General features: G+C 43.4%; 12 protein-coding genes. 1 reads left to right on the forward strand and 11 read right to left on the reverse strand.

All coding sequences use genetic code 11. The features are described from left to right. Window positions 1–36: 36 nt before the first annotated feature. The 11 genes from hisIE to AC1RM2_RS34020 form a co-directional block, all read right to left on the reverse strand. Entirely contained in the window at window positions 37–624 is a 588-nt protein-coding gene (gene hisIE / locus AC1RM2_RS33970) for a bifunctional phosphoribosyl-AMP cyclohydrolase/phosphoribosyl-ATP diphosphatase HisIE (protein ID WP_492989557.1), read from the reverse strand. A 326-nt stretch (window positions 625–950) separates the two neighbouring features. After that, on the reverse strand, window positions 951–1,706 hold the full coding sequence (gene hisF, locus AC1RM2_RS33975) for an imidazole glycerol phosphate synthase subunit HisF (RefSeq protein WP_492989558.1): 756 nt from the start codon (window positions 1,704–1,706) through the stop codon (window positions 951–953). A gap of 223 nt (window positions 1,707–1,929) precedes the next feature. Next, complete coding sequence (locus tag AC1RM2_RS33980) at window positions 1,930–2,679, reverse strand: 1-(5-phosphoribosyl)-5-[(5-phosphoribosylamino)methylideneamino]imidazole-4-carboxamide isomerase (protein WP_090647506.1); 750 nt, start codon at window positions 2,677–2,679, stop codon at window positions 1,930–1,932. A 5-nt stretch (window positions 2,680–2,684) separates the two neighbouring features. Beyond that, on the reverse strand, window positions 2,685–3,350 hold the full coding sequence (gene hisH / locus AC1RM2_RS33985) for an imidazole glycerol phosphate synthase subunit HisH (RefSeq protein WP_492989559.1): 666 nt from the start codon (window positions 3,348–3,350) through the stop codon (window positions 2,685–2,687). Window positions 3,351–3,393: 43 nt separating this feature from the next. After that, a complete protein-coding gene (gene hisB / locus AC1RM2_RS33990; protein ID WP_492989560.1) occupies window positions 3,394–4,536 on the reverse strand; it encodes a bifunctional histidinol-phosphatase/imidazoleglycerol-phosphate dehydratase HisB in 1,143 nt (380 codons plus the stop codon). A 48-nt stretch (window positions 4,537–4,584) separates the two neighbouring features. After that, on the reverse strand, window positions 4,585–5,637 hold the full coding sequence (gene hisC, locus AC1RM2_RS33995) for a histidinol-phosphate transaminase (protein ID WP_492989561.1): 1,053 nt from the start codon (window positions 5,635–5,637) through the stop codon (window positions 4,585–4,587). 1 nt (window position 5,638) lies between these two features. Further along, a complete protein-coding gene (locus AC1RM2_RS34000; protein WP_492989562.1) occupies window positions 5,639–6,370 on the reverse strand; it encodes a hypothetical protein in 732 nt (243 codons plus the stop codon). 1 nt (window position 6,371) lies between these two features. Then, window positions 6,372–7,658, reverse strand: coding sequence for a histidinol dehydrogenase (gene hisD, locus AC1RM2_RS34005; protein ID WP_492989563.1), 1,287 nt, complete (start codon window positions 7,656–7,658; stop codon window positions 6,372–6,374). Between the two features lie 111 nt (window positions 7,659–7,769). Further along, window positions 7,770–8,621 (reverse strand): ATP phosphoribosyltransferase, encoded by an 852-nt coding sequence (gene hisG, locus AC1RM2_RS34010; protein ID WP_492989564.1) that lies wholly within the window; start codon window positions 8,619–8,621, stop codon window positions 7,770–7,772. A gap of 332 nt (window positions 8,622–8,953) precedes the next feature. Next, window positions 8,954–10,492 carry a hypothetical protein gene (locus tag AC1RM2_RS34015; RefSeq protein ID WP_492989565.1) on the reverse strand — a complete coding sequence of 513 codons (1,539 nt, stop codon included), beginning with the start codon at window positions 10,490–10,492 and terminating at the stop codon, window positions 8,954–8,956. A gap of 174 nt (window positions 10,493–10,666) precedes the next feature. Continuing rightward, complete coding sequence (locus tag AC1RM2_RS34020) at window positions 10,667–11,158, reverse strand: D-glycero-alpha-D-manno-heptose-1,7-bisphosphate 7-phosphatase (RefSeq protein WP_439697381.1); 492 nt, start codon at window positions 11,156–11,158, stop codon at window positions 10,667–10,669. A 468-nt stretch (window positions 11,159–11,626) separates the two neighbouring features. Between AC1RM2_RS34020 and gltB the strand changes: the two genes are divergently transcribed. Further along, window positions 11,627–16,144, forward strand: coding sequence for a glutamate synthase large subunit (gene gltB, locus AC1RM2_RS34025; RefSeq protein ID WP_492989566.1), 4,518 nt, complete (start codon window positions 11,627–11,629; stop codon window positions 16,142–16,144). The last annotated feature ends 1 nt before the right edge of the window (window position 16,145 follow it).

The raw sequence follows: 16,145 nt of genomic DNA on the forward strand, positions 1-16,145 counted from the left end.
ACCAATTACCAATGACCAATGACCAATGACCAATGACTATTTATGCCTGTTTTCCAGGTTTTTAGCTATTGTTTCCAATGTCAATCCCTTTTCGCGAAGCAAAACCAACAAGTGAAAAATCAGGTCGGACGATTCATTAATCAAGTCGGTTTCTGTTTCTGCCAAAGCGGCTATAACGGTTTCAACGCCTTCTTCACCCACTTTTTGGGCTATTTTGTTGAGCCCCTTATTCCGCAGCTTATTTACATATGATCCTTCTACGGGATTTTCGTATCTATCGGCAATAATATTTTCCAGCTCCAGTATAAAATTTTGGTTATACCCGGTATTAAAGCAACTGCGCGAGCCGGTATGGCAGGTAGGGCCGTCGGCTTTAACTTTAATCAGCAGTGTATCGTTATCGCAATCAATGCTGATGTTTTTTACATGCAAAAAGTTACTGCTGGTTTCGCCTTTGGTCCACAAGCGGTTTTTGGAGCGGGAGAAAAATGTAACTATATTTTCCTGTACGGTTTTATCATAAGCCTCCTGGTTCATATAACCCAGCATCAGCACCTCTAAAGTTTGCTCGTCCTGTATAATAACCGGTACTAAACCGTCTGTTTTGTTAAAATCTATATTCATATCTGTTATTCTGGTTCCTGTTGCGGGTGGCCAGGTTCGTGTTATATTCAATCAAATTCCCCTCTTGAGAGGGGGCGTGTGAGCCCTGAGAGCTGGCAGGGGTGTGTTCTACACCATGCATCCACTCCTAATGCTTATCCGGGCGTTACCTTCGGCCCGGGCTTTACGCTCATACTGCACAGGCCTTAATCACGGGCCGGTATCCGCTGCAATCCCTAACGCTGGTAGGAGAGTGCTATATGTTGCCGGTTGGGTTGCCAGGTTCGTGGTTCGGGTAAAACGTTTGTTTTAAAACTGACAACACCCGAGCCCCGAACCTCGCAACCCTATATCCTCACCTCTATATTATTGCTCTTCAATACCGCTTTTAAATCCGGAATCAATATCTCGCCGTAGTGAAATACAGACGCTGCTAAAGCTGCATCAATATTTGTTTTTTCAAACACATCAACAAAATGCTGTACCGAACCTGCTCCGCCCGAGGCTATTACAGGGATGTGTACCACATCGTTAACAATTTTTAATAGTTTGTTATCAAAACCGGCCTTTGTGCCATCATGATCCATTGATGTAAGCAAAATTTCGCCCGCGCCACGGCTTTCGGCCTCCATGATCCATTCCAATGTTTCCCGTTCAGTAGGCAATCTGCCGCCATTCAGGTGTACAATGTTTTTGTCGCCAATGCCGCGGGTATCCACCGCAATTACCACAAACTGAACGCCAAATGCTTTGGCCAACTCATCAATTAAAGCGGGGTTACGTACCGCTGCCGAGTTGATCGAGATCTTATCTGCACCGGCGTTTAAAAGCGCATCGGCGTCGGCAATTTCGTTAATACCTCCACCAATAGTGAAGGGGATATTTATTTGCCTGGCCACAGCCTTCACCAGCTCCACCATAGTTTTACGGCGCTCAACTGTTGCTGTAATGTCCAGGAATACCAGTTCGTCGGCTCCCTGACGCGAATAGTTCCAGGCCAGTTCAACCGGGTCGCCCGCGTCGCGCAGGTCAACAAAGTTTACACCCTTTACGGTGCGACCGTCTTTAACGTCGAGACAGGGGATAATTCTTTTACTTAGCATACTGTTTTATAAGATCGTCATTGCGAGGAACGAAGCAATCCCCGATTAAAAGTTTTGTCATTCTGAGCATCGCGAAGAATCTATTTGCCGACATACATAGCCGACAGAAAAGTTGGCAAATAGATGCTTCGTTCCTCAGCATGACAGAATTTGTTTGAAGTCGTTTTTTTCTTCAGAGACCGCGGCTTTTATAAGGCGCAATGACAGTGCTATTAATTTATATTTATATGGATATCAATGCCTCTAAATTCCAGTTTTTCACATCTTCGATAGTAACCCGGTTTTCGTAGATCGCTTTACCTACAACTACCGATTCTACCTTTAAGCGGCTCAGTTTCTCTACGTCATCCATCGAGCTTACACCACCGGATGCTATCAGTTTAATGAATGGCGAATGGTCGAGCAGTTTTTCATAAAGCTCAATACCTGCGCCGCCCAGTTTGCCGTCTTTGTTGATATCGGTACATAAAAAACGGAAAAATCCTAAAGCAAGGCATTTATCAACGTAGTCCATTAATTTAATTGGCGAGCTTTCCATCCAGCCGGAGTATTTGATCACTTCGTCCAAGACGTCAATAGCGATAACCACCTGGTCGGAACATTTGTCGCGGCCGCAAATCTCCTTACCTAACTGGGGTAAAAATTCTGGGTTGGTTAAGGCCTGTGTGCCTACAATAACACGGTGTACGCCCGAATCAATCAACTCTTTTACTTTTTCGATGCTGCGGATACCACCGCCGTATTGCACCTTCATGTCGGTTTTGCGGATCACATCAAACAGGTATTGCTGGTTGCTGAAATCGTTTTTAGCGCCGTTTAAATCAATAATATGGATGAAATTGGTGCCGTTGCTTTGGTAGCGCTCAATCATTTCTTCAAGCGTTACATCATATTCTGTTACCTGTTGGTAATCACCCTCACGTAGCCTAACTACTTTTTTATTCAGAATATCGATAGCGGGAATTATGTACATGTCTTTTATATTTTTGAAAAGTTTGTTAAAAGTGTTTCGCCGTACGCACCCGATTTTTCGGGATGAAATTGTACGCCATAAAAATTATCCCGCCAAATTGATGCCGAAAATTCATTATTATAATTGGCCGATAGTAAAGTGTACGCTTTATCGTACTCAATAAAGTATGAATGTACAAAGTAAAAATGTGATCCTGACGGTATATTTTCAAATAACGGGTTTTCCTTTTCGGGATAAACCTGGTTCCAGCCGGTATGCGGTACCTTGTATAAATTGCTGTCCTTAAACCTTAGAGTTTTAATAGGGAACAGGCCAAGCAGGGTTGAATCGCCTTCTTCAGAGTAGGAGGTGAGTAACTGCATCCCCACACAAATGCCCAAAGTGGGCTTTTTTAGCGCTTTGATGGCTGGCACCAAACCGGTTGATTCCAATTTTTTCATTGCCGCACCGGCATGTCCAACACCAGGTATGATATACCTGTCGTACAGTTCAAGGTCATCCACGGTATTTACCATACCATAAGCAATCCCCAATCTGTCGAGTGCTGCAGTAAGTGAGAAAATATTTCCGGCGCCGTATCTTATTATACCAAGCCCCCCCCGCCCCCTGAAGGGGGAGCTGTCCGGTGGGTTAGTATTTACCGAATCAATATTTTGTTCTATTTCATCCATGCTTTGTGAACTATAGTTCCCCCTTCAGGGGGTTAGGGGGCTGTTATAAAAGTCCCTTAGTGCTTGGTAAAACCATCTTATCTACATCACGTTTAACGGCCATTTTTATTGCCTTCGCAAAGGCTTTAAATATAGCTTCTATTTTATGATGTTCGTTCTGTCCTTCGGCTTTTATGTTCAAATTGCATTTTGCCGCGTCGCTGAATGATTTGAAGAAATGGTAAAACATTTCGGTTGGCACATCGCCAACTTTTTCACGTTTAAATTCGGCATCCCAAACTATCCAGTTGCGGCCGCCAAAATCAATAGCTGCCTGCGCCAGGCAATCATCCATGGGCAGGCAAAAACCATAGCGTTCAATACCCATTTTGTTGCCCAAAGCTTTGGCAAAAATCTCGCCTAAAGCGATACCGGTATCTTCAACAGTGTGGTGCTCGTCAATATGAAGATCGCCTTTGGCAACCACTTCCAGGTCGATGCTGCCGTGACGGGCAATCTGATCAAGCATGTGGTCAAAAAAATGCAGCCCGGTTGATACTTTGGCTTCGCCGGTACCATCCAGATTTATTTTGATGAAGATATCTGTTTCTTTGGTGCTACGGCGATGCTCAACCACGCGCTCGCCCAGTTTCAGAAATTCGTAGATTTTTTGCCAGTCGGTAGTTTCTAATGCTATGGTATCGCCGATGTGATCAGCTTCGGTAAATTCGCCACCGCCTAAGTTAGATTGGTTATTTAACCAGATTGCTTTAGCACCTAAATTTTTGCCAAGCAATACATCATTCTTCCTGTCGCCGATAGTGAAGGAGTTTTTCAGGTCGTATTTCTCCGTATCGAAGTATTGTGTAAGTAAGGCAGTTCCCGGTTTCCGGGTAGGGGCTTTGTCGGCAGCAAAGGTGCGGTCGATAATTTGGTTGGCAAATTTTACGCCCTCGCTTTCAAACGTTTTAAGAATAAAATTATGTACCGGCCAAAACGTATCTTCGGGATAAACCGATGTGCCTAAGCCGTCCTGGTTGGTAACCATTACCAATTCAAAATCAAGTTCTTTGGCTATTTTGGGCAGATAAGTTAACGCACCTGGGTAAAACTCCAGTTTGGCAAACGAGTCTATCTGCTCATCCGCAGGTTCTTTAATCATGGTGCCGTCACGATCAACAAAGAGTATTTTTTGCAGCTTGCTCATCAATATAATTATTGATTTTTGAATTATTGAATTAGTGATTATGTTTTTCTACTGCTTATCAAAGCTTTTTAAGGTCTCTAATAAAATCGAATTTTCTTCGGGGGTGCCCACGGTAATGCGTAAGCTGCCCTCGCACAGTTCAATTTTTGAACGGTTGCGTACAATGATGCCTTTACCGACTAAAAATTTATAAATCCCGTTGGCATCAGTTGTTTTTACCAAAATAAAGTTGGCATCTGATGGATAGATATCTACCACAAAATCAAATTCCTTTAAAGCGAGTACCAGCCTGTCGCGTTGTAAAAGCGTTTCTTTTATCCAGCCATTTACCTGGTCAACGTTTGCCAGTGCTTCTAATGCCAGTTGCTGCGATGATTCGTTAACGTTATAAGGCGGCTTCACTTTATTCATAACCTCGATAATCTCTTCGCTGGCAAAGGCCATTCCAACACGCAAGCCAGCCAGACCCCATGCCTTGGATAAAGTTTGCATTACCACCAGGTTGGCATACTCGGTAAGTTCCTGTATAAAGGTTTTTTGCCTGCTGAAATTGATATAGGCTTCATCAACTACTACAATGCCATTAAAGTTTGCCAGCAGTGTTTCAACATCAGCACGGTTAATAGAATTGCCCGTAGGGTTATTGGGCGAACATATAAATATCAGCTTGGTATGCTCATCAATGGCTTCGGCAATGCCTTCTAAGTTCAACTGGTAATCTTCAGTCAGCAAAACCTTCCGGGCCTCCACATCATTGATGTTGGCCGATACCTCGTACATACCATAAGTAGGCGGCACCAGGATCACGTTATCAACACCTGGGTTACAAAAGCTACGGAACAGGATATCGATGGCTTCATCGCTGCCGTTACCTATAAATATGTTGCGGGCAGGTACTCCCTTAATCTCGCTTAAACGCATTTTTATGGCGTATTGCATAGGATCGGGGTAGCGGTTAAATTGCTTTGCTAACGGCGAACCATAGGCATTTTCATTGGCATCTAAAAAAACACTGGCCTCGCCCTGGTACTCATCTCGTGCCGATGAATAGGGCACAAGCTTTTTGATGTTCTCTCTGAGTATATTATTGATATTGTACATTCTAATTATAAGACTTTAAATCTTTGTCGAACTTTTTTAATTTGTCATTTTCGCCATTATCAAAGTAGATAGTGTCTTTTTGATGGTAGGGAGCAGCAAAATAACCAGCATCATCGGTTTCTATAAAGTCGTCCTTAATGTATTGACTTACAGTTTTTTTTGTTGCGGGGTCATATACAGCTGCCGAAATTTGGTTGTTGCCGTCTTTGCCTATCTTTTTGATTTGCCAAAAATAGATTTTGCCATTTATGACTGATGGCGAAGAAAAATAATCATCTAAACCTGTTGTTAAGCCTGATAGATGTTGCTTGTTTTCGTTCCCTGTAATAACGTAATGGCCTAATGAACCGCTAAGTTGTTTCTTGAAGCCACTTTTACCTGAAGCATTTGCCTCAAGTGGCCCGGTACCTGTTACTGTTAAATATAAATAATGGCCGTCGTCAATTTTTTGAATACCATAATCCTTGTCAATAGTATCAACGAGTTTTCCATTTTTGGTTATAATAGCGTAAGTGGCTTCCATAACAGTCAAATCTAAAAAGCCAGTATCTATAACTGTGTAATCCCCGTTGAACTGGTATGGTTTAAATACCGAATTTTCGGTTGCTTTTTTTTCCGCACTCGTGTCTGTTACGGTTTCTTTTTTTACAACGGTATCTGCTGATTCTGTTTTTGAACCAGAATGACAAGCGGTAATCAAAATAATCAATGATAAGTAGGCTAAAGACTTCATTTTAATTGTTACTTCTTATTGATACCGCATTCCTGTGCGCATGCAATCCTTCCATCTCGGCCAAAATTTCAACTGTGTGGCCAATATTTTGAATTCCCTCGCGGGTGATGTGCTGAAACGTGATTTTTTTCACAAACGAATCTACCGATACGCCCGAGTAAGCCCTTGCATAACTGCTGGTTGGCAAAGTATGGTTGGTGCCCGATGCATAATCGCCGGCACTCTCGGGCGTTAAATTTCCAAGGAAAACTGAGCCGGCATTAATGATGCTTCCGGTTATCTGCTCCCAGCTATGGGTTGCCAAAATTAAGTGTTCAGGTGCATACCGGTTGCTGAAATCCATTGCTTCGGCCAGGCTGGATGTTACTACAATGTAGGAGTTATCCAACGCTAAACCGGCAATTTCGGCCCTCGGTAACACGGGTAATTGTTTTTCTATTTCTGCTAATGTAGCCTCTGCAATTGCAGCCGATGTGCAAACTAAAACCGATTGACTATCAATGCCATGTTCGGCCTGTGCCAATAAATCAGCCGCGATGTACGCCGGTATAGCGGTATCATCTGCAATAACCAAAACTTCCGACGGTCCGGCAGGCATATCGATAGCTGTTGTAGTGGTTGATTGAATAAGCGTTTTAGCCTTGGTTACAAATTGGTTGCCAGGGCCAAATATTTTATCAACCTTAGTAATGCTCTCTGTTCCGTAGGCCATCGCGGCTATTGCCTGCGAACCACCCGCTAAATAAATTTTATCGATGCCTAACAATAATGCCACATACGCTATAAAGGCATTTACTTTGCCGCTTTTTTGCGGCGGCGAGCAAACTACAATTTCGTGGCAGCCGGCAATACGCGCCGGAATGCCCAGCATTAAAAATGTGCTTGGCAACACTGCCGATCCGCCGGGGATATATAAACCAACTTTTTCAATCGGCCTTAACTCGCGCCAGCATGTAACGCCGGGCATGGTTTCTACCTTATCCTCGGTTTTTAGCTGTGTTTGGTGGAATTTGTAAATATTGCTGTAAGCGGTTTCCAGGGCATTTTTTTGCTCTGGCGTAATAGCTTCAGCCAGTTCCTCCAACTCTGCCTTATCCAAAAAAAGTTTACTTAGCGTTACCTTATCAAACTTTTGGGCATAGTCAATCAAAGCGCTGTCGCCATGCTGTTGCACATTGGCAATCACTTCCTCCACAACGGCACGAATCTCATTAGCCGGGTCGACATTACGCTGAACCAGTTTCTGGATATCTTTTGCAGTAAGTTCTGAATACTTAAATAGTTTCATAGAGCCGAGCCCCCTCTAAATCTCCCCCGGTAGGGGAGACTTTTGTTTTTTTATTTCATAGCCCCCAGGTTTTTAAGCCCTCCCTACCGGGGAGGGTTTGGGTGGGGCTTTTTACAATATTATCTTCTCAATCGGCATTACTACAATGCCTTGCGCGCCGGCTTGTTTTAGCTGGCTTATCCTGTCCCAAAAATCGCGCTCCGGTATAACGGTGTGTACTGCAACCCAATCAGCTTCGGCCAATGGCACTACCGATGGGCTTTTAACCCCCGGCAATAAAGCAATCACCGTATCAAGGTTATCTTTATGAACGTTAAGTACCACGTACTTAGTCTCTTTGGCGCGTAAAACCGATTGGATGCGTTGTATCAATTCCTGAACAAGGTGATTGCTTTCAGTGGCTTTACTGCTAATCAGAATGGCTTCTGATGACATTACATCGGCAAATGCTTTTAAACCATTGCTTTTTAGCGTACCGCCGGTTGATACCAAATCGCAAATAGCATCAGACAAGCCCAGGCCGGGAGAGATTTCAACCGAGCCCGAAATGGTACGGATATCTGATTCGATACCCTGGGCTTTCAGGAATTTGCCCAATATCACAGGGTAGGTAGTAGCTATAGCTTTACCATTTAAATCGGCAAGGGTAGCAATATCATTATTGTTTGGTACCGCTATTTTAAGCGAGCATTTGCCAAAGCCAAGACGCTGCAGATAGCTTACTTCAACTTCGGTTTCTTCTATCACATTTTCGCCTACTATACCCAGGTCGGCAATGCCATCCTGAACATATTCGGGGATATCATCATCGCGCAGAAAAAGAATCTCTAAAGGGAAATTGGAAACAGGCGAGATTAGTGAACTTTTGTAGTTTTCGAAGTTTAAGCCGCAATTTTTTAATAATTCGACAGATTTTTCGTTGAGACGACCAGATTTCTGGATCGCTATTTTAAGTGTTTTCAAAAGAATTGAATTTATGAACTATAATAAAAAAGAGTACAAACGGAGGTTGTTATTTCGCGTAGAAACATACATATTAGCTGATCACCACATGGTGGTGATGCAGATGAAGATGATGTAATGCGATACCGTTCATTTTTTTATAGTATACGGGTAAGTCTGGCGCAAATATAGACAGATGTTTTTTAAATCAAAATTAAATCAGAATTTTATGGATTTGGGAGAATTTGTCAGAATCAGAATTTACAGAATTTGAGCATTAACAGAATTTTGTCTCAGCCGGGATTGTTGAACGAAATTAACGAATTAACAAACTTTAAGATTCTGTCCATCCTTTAATTCTGTAAATTCTGATTCTGACTTTCATCATATTCATAAATGCCACCCTCGTCTCCAAAATCTTTGATCAGCCTCAGCTGTTTTACTTTTTGGATATCCTTTATGTTGATCAGTTCCGGGTTTTCGAGGCTTTTAAACCAGATAAGGTAATAGTGCTTAAAAGTGTAAAATTTGGCTATATCCTTTTTAAAAAACCGATGAGGCACCAGGTAGGATGACATGCCCGAGAAAAAGTAAACAGCTTCGTGCGCATCTGTATAAATCGTAACTTTTGGATCAAATTGGCTCTTATCCATTGTTTTAAGATAAGCCGCGAAGGGCGAATCCATCCAACTTTCGTCGGTGTAGCCGGGGTTGCCATACTCGTCCCTTACCTGGTCGTCGTAGCGGTTTTTGTCGATAAAAAATTCTTTGGTTACAAAGCCCAGCATCAGGACGATCATAATAGCGCCAACTATTTTGCGGGTATTATCATTGACTATTTTTTTGAGCAGCAGCAGGCCCCAACTGGTATAACCCCAAAGCGCGGGAATGTATATAGGTGCCAGCAGGCGATGGTTAATACGCTCGTACCGCGAAAAGGTTGAAGAGACCACTATAAATAAGCCATACACCAAAGCAAAAGTTATGGCAAGGTTTTCAAAACTATCCAGGTGCCTGCGGTAATAGTTGTAAGCCAGGGCAGCTATAAAACCACCGAATATTAAAATAGCCAATGGCACAGATAACCAGTATTGGTTAGGTGTAAGCCCCATCCAGTCGCAAACCACGTTGCCAAAGTAATACAGGTTTTTGCCAAATGAGGTTATTGAAGGCTCCCGCGGCCCGGTAGTAGTGCCCGACATAAAAGCATTGAAAACCAAGTTACTTACCAATAGCGAAATGCAAACACCTCCGTATATAATAATATGTATGATCTTCTTTTTAAGCGGCAAAACCCTGTCCAGCAATAAAAGTAAGCCACCGGTGCCAACAATGGTAACTGCGGCATAACGGGTAACGCAGCTTATTGCGGCAATTAAAGCCGCTACTATCAAGGCTTTAACCGTATGCTTCAGCAAATACTGTCTGAAAGCAACCAGGAAAAACAAGGTTTCTACTATAAATAACGTTTCGGACCATAAGTAGGAGTATACCTGCAATAACGCCGGACTTAATATAATGGCTACCAGCATCAGCCACTTGTAAACGCGGTTTGCGGGCACAAAACGCTGCATGATCCAACCGGCGGTATAAATGAGCGTGGCAAACATCAAACCATTCAATACCGCGCCAAAAACAACAGGATCTATGCGGGTAATAAACATAATGCTCCCTAAAAATATGGGGTAAAATACCGGGAAATCAACAATAGGGATATGGTTAAATGTTTGCAACGTGCCATTAGTGTTCAAGCTCCGGGCAGCGCTGGTGTACATAATAGAGTCTGGCGATATACCAATACCGCTATAACTGCAAAACAGTTGTATTGCAACAAAGCCAAGTACCGCGGCAATAAATGTGTCGTAGTTTTTTAAATAGCGGCTTAGCTGCATAGGACTTTTTTACTGTTAAATTTAGTTGTAAAAGTTGTAAGCGGGTAAAATGTTTTAAAAATAGTTAAAAAGCCCAGCCCAAGCCCTCTCTAAATCTCCCCCGGTAGGGGAGAGTTTTTATCAGCTTTCTTTTAAAGCCCCCCCCTGCCGGGGAGGGTTTGGGTGGGGCTGGCTCTACGCAATCAAATCCAATACGGTGCTAATCGGCTGATCGCTGTCAATCAAAATGCCTTTAACACCAGCCAGGGTGCCTGCTTCCACATCGCGCTCGCGGTCGCCTATAAAATAGGATAGGGCAGGGTCAATATTATATTTGGCAATGCCTTGTAGTAACAATCCTGGTTTTGGCTTGCGGCAATCGCAGTCGCCGGTAAAATTAGGATGGTGCGGGCAGTAAAAAAAGTCGGTTATAATTACACCATGCTCAGCATATACAGTTTTTAAGTGATGGTGCATTTTTGCCAACTCCTCTTCGGTATACCAGCCTTTAGCCAAGCCGCCCTGGTTGGTGGCTACCAGTAGCATGTAGCCCCTATCCTGCAAAGTTTTAAGGGCATCAAAATTATCAAGTACATGAAAATCCTCGAAACGGCGAACATAATCGCCCATTTCCTGGTTCAATACTCCATCGCGATCTAAAAAAACGGCTTTAACTTTTGCAGACATCTAATTTTAATTTTTGGCGAAGTTAGTAGTTTTTTATGTGTTCATAGTTAATGGTTCATAGTTCATGGCCGTTTTTTGCTTAATGTAAGTAGTTCCGTGCAGCTAAATATGCCATCTTATGTATCCGGCCATGAACCATGATCTATGAACCATCAACTTTCCCAAAATAGTCTACTCCTCACATAGATTTAACCAACAAAATTTTATTCTGTTATTGGTATATTTACCGATTGTATAAATGAATAGCGGTAAATTGGTGCAACTTTATACCGATTCTAAATAAGAAAACAACATATTTCATTTACTTAATCATAATAATTGATTGTTTATGTTGTCATTTTGTTAAATAAATATGATCTAAATAATCGATTTTTTAGAAATCTTTAAAAATTCCGATAAATTTTATAATTTATTTGTAAATTGGTAACTTCGTTGTTACACCCCTTTATAAACGGTTTACTCTAAAAGATGAATCAAACTGATAGCAACCAGGGCCTTTACAGGCCAGAATTTGAACACGATTCGTGCGGAACTGGATTTATAACCAACATAAATGGTCATAAAAGTAACCAGATTATTGATGATGCGCTTACGATGCTCGAGAACATGGAACACCGCGGTGCCTGCGGATGTGATCCTGAAACCGGCGATGGTGCCGGTATATTAATACAGCTGCCCCATGAGTTTTTGATGGAAGAATGCTCAAACCTCGAGATCAGCCTGCCCGAACCGGGCGAGTATGGTGTTGGGATGATCTTTTTCCCTAAAGACTCGGCGCAAAAAAAGGCCTGCCGCATTGTGATTACCAATGCAATAGAAAAGCTTGGCCTTGTTAAATTAGGTTACCGCAAATTGACCGTCGATTCAATGGCAGTTGGCGAAACAGCCCGCCAGGCCGAGCCGGATGTGGAGCAGATATTTATTGCCCGCCCGCACCACATTACCAATGCGGATGACTTTGAGCGGAAGCTTTTTATATTACGCAGGTACATCAATAAAACTATTACGGATACCATCCCGGGTGCATCTGAATATTTTTATTTTACCTCGTTGTCCTGCAAAACAATTGTTTACAAAGGCCAGGTAACTACTTACCAGTTGCGTAAATATTATGCTGATTTAACTGATCCGCGTATTGCATCTGGCTTTGCCATGATCCATTCACGTTTCTCTACCAATACTTTCCCATCGTGGAAACTGGCTCAGCCTTTCCGCCTGATTGCCCATAATGGCGAGATCAATACTTTAACAGGTAACTTAAACTGGTTTTATGCAGGTTTAAAATCATATGCTTCGTCGTACTTCACGGCTGAAGAAATGGAAATGATTATGCCGGTGATTGATAACAACCAGTCAGACTCTGCCTGTCTGGATAATATCATCGAAATTCTGTTACACTCGGGCCGTTCGTTACCACATGTAATGATGATGCTGGTACCCGAGGCATGGGACGGCAACGTACACATGGATCCTATTAAAAAGGCGTTTTACGAATACCATGCTACTTTGATGGAGCCATGGGATGGCCCGGCTGCTATCACCTTTACCGATGGTAAACTGGTAGGTGCTTTATTGGATAGGAATGGCCTTCGCCCGTTGCGCTATGTAATTACCAACGATGGTCGCGTTATAGCAGCGTCAGAGGCAGGTACACTGACTATTGACGAAAGTACTGTAGTACGTAAAGGCCGTTTGCAGCCTGGTAAAATGCTGCTGATTGATACCGAAAAAGGCAGGATCATTACCGACGATGAAATAAAAAAACAAATTTCTTCAAGGCAGCCTTATGGCCGCTGGCTGGAAAATTATAAAATAAACCTGAGCGAACTTACTGAACCACGTTTGGCATTCGCCCAGCTTTCAGAAGCTTCTGTATTCCGTTACCAGCAGGTATTTGGTTACAGCCGCGAGGATATAGATACCATTATTAAGCCAATGGCTGTTGATGGTAAAGAGCCCGTAGGCTCGATGGGTACCGATGTGCCTTTGGCTATCTTATCTGATAAACCACAACATTTATCAAGCTACTTTAAGCAATTTTTTGCCCAGGTAACCAACCCGCCTATCGACCCGATCCGCGAGCGCCTGGTAATGAGTTTGGCAACCTTTATCGGTAACAATGGTAACTTGCTGGATGAAGATAAAATGCACTGTCATTGTGTGGTTTTAAAACACCCGATATTAAAAAATCACCAGTTAGAAAAACTACGGAGTATTGATACCGGCCTTTTCCATGCCAAAACGCTGCAAACTTACTTTGTAGCCGATGGTATGCCCGGCTCGTTAGAAAAAGGTATAGCAAGGCTTTGCCGCTATGCAGAAGATGCCGTTGATGATGGATTTGAAGTACTGATCTTGTCGGATCGTGCTGTAGATTCGGAGCACGCGCCCATCCCTACATTGTTAGCTGTATCTGCGGTACATCATCACCTGATTAAAAAAGGTCGCCGCGGCGCTGTAGGTTTGGTTGTTGAAACCGGGGATGCGTGGGAAGTGCATCACTTTGCCTGCTTGCTGGCATTTGGCGCTACAGCTATCAACCCGTACCTGGCTTTGGCAACTATCGAAACCGTTAAAAACAACGGCAGTTTAGAAACCAGCCATGATATTAAAACATTACAAAAAAACTACGTAAAATCTATAAATGATGGTTTGTTGAAGATCTTCTCTAAAATGGGGATCTCGACCTTACAATCATACCATGGTTCGCAGGTTTTTGAAATATTAGGTTTAAATAAAACGGTCGTAGATAAATATTTCTGCGGAGCTGTTACCCGTATTGGCGGTTTAGGTCTTGACGAAATAGCCCGCGAAGCTTTATGTAAACATCGCATGGGCTTTAACACCAAGGGAGCCGACAATTTATTGCCCGAAGGTGGTATTTACCAATGGAAACGCAGGGGCGAAGCGCACTTATTTAACCCAACCACTGTACACTTATTACAACACGCTACCCGTAGCAATGATTATAACGTGTACAAAAATTACGCTAAAGCAATTAACGAGCAAACCGAAAAGCACTTTACCATTCGTGGATTGCTTGACTTTGCCCATCACCGCGAAGCTATCAGCATCGACGAAGTTGAACCGGCCGAAAATATCATGAAACGCTTTGCAACAGGCGCCATGTCATTCGGCTCTATATCACACGAAGCGCATAGCACCATGGCTATTGCCATGAACCGCATAGGTGGCAAAAGCAACACCGGTGAAGGTGGTGAGGACGAGATGCGTTATGAAAGAATGGCCAATGGCGATTCTATGCGTTCGGCTATTAAGCAAGTAGCATCTGCACGTTTTGGGGTAACCTCAAATTACCTGACCAATGCCGATGAATTGCAGATAAAAATGGCGCAAGGTGCCAAGCCAGGCGAAGGCGGACAACTTCCGGGCCATAAAGTCGATGACTGGATTGCTAAAACCCGTCACTCAACTCCTGGCGTAGGTTTAATCTCTCCGCCGCCACACCACGATATTTACTCTATCGAGGATTTGGCGCAATTGATATTCGATTTAAAAAATGCCAACCGTGCTGCACGTATCAATGTAAAATTGGTATCAAAAGCAGGTGTGGGTACTATAGCTGCAGGTGTGGCCAAAGCACATGCCGATGTTATCCTGATTGCCGGATATGATGGCGGTACAGGTGCATCGCCAATAAGTTCGGTAAAACATGCAGGCTTACCTTGGGAGCTTGGCTTAACCGAGGCTCATCAAACATTGGTACGCAATAAATTACGCAGCCGAGTGGTATTACAAACAGATGGCCAGCTAAAAACCGGTCGCGATTTGGCCATTGCAGCTTTGATGGGCGCCGAAGAATGGGGCGTTGCAACAGCGGCGCTTGTAGCCGGTGGTTGTATCATGATGCGTAAGTGTCACTTAAATACCTGCCCTGTAGGGGTTGCCACGCAAGATCCTGAATTAAGGAAACTGTTTAGCGGTAAGGCAGATCACGTAGTGAACCTGTTTAAATTTATGGCTGAAGAACTGCGCGAGATTATGGCCGAATTAGGTTTTCGTACCATTAATGAAATGGTTGGCCGTGTTCAGTTCCTGAAAGTGAAAGATCACCTGGAAAGCTGGAAGGCTAAAAAGATTGACCTGAGCGGCATATTACATCCGGTTACCAATACCAAAGGCATGACGCTTTACAACAGCGAAAAGCAGGATCATGGTATGGATGAGATATTGGATTGGCAGCTATTAGCAGCAGCTCAACCTGCCCTCGAAGATAAAACGCCAGTATTTGCATCATTTGATGTCATCAACGTTAACCGTACCATAGGCACCTTGTTGTCAAACGAGATCTCGAAGATCTATGGTTCGGCTGGCTTACCCGACAATACCATTAACTACAAATTCAAAGGCTCGGCCGGGCAAAGTTTCGGTGCTTTTGCTACCAAAGGTATTTCTTTTGAGTTGGAAGGCGAAGCTAATGACTATGTAGGTAAAGGGTTATCAGGTGCACAACTGGCCATTTATCCATCGGCGAAAGCTACTTTCACGCCGGAAGATAATATCATCATTGGTAACGTTGCCTTATATGGTGCAACATCCGGCGAGGTATTTATAGGCGGTATGGCAGGCGAACGTTTCGCGGTACGTAACTCTGGTGCTACTACTGTTGTTGAGGGTATTGGCGACCATGGTTGTGAGTACATGACCGGTGGCCGTGCGCTTATCCTTGGTAAAACAGGACGCAACTTCGCGGCTGGTATGAGCGGCGGTTTAGCCTGGATTTATAACCCGGATAACAGCTTTGCCGAGAACTGTAATACCGAGATGGTGGATCTTGATCCATTATCGTTACAGGATGAAGAACAGATACTTACCTTACTGCGTAAGCACGTAAGCCTTACCGGCAGCAAGCTTGCACAGCAGATCCTGGCTAACTGGGCCGAGGCATCTACACAATTTGTGAAGGTGTATCCAAAAGAGTATAAAAAAGTAGTAGAGAAGTTACAATATCAAACAATAGGCTAAA

It is taken from the genome of Mucilaginibacter sp. GW822-FHT03E02 (genome assembly GCF_058801545.1).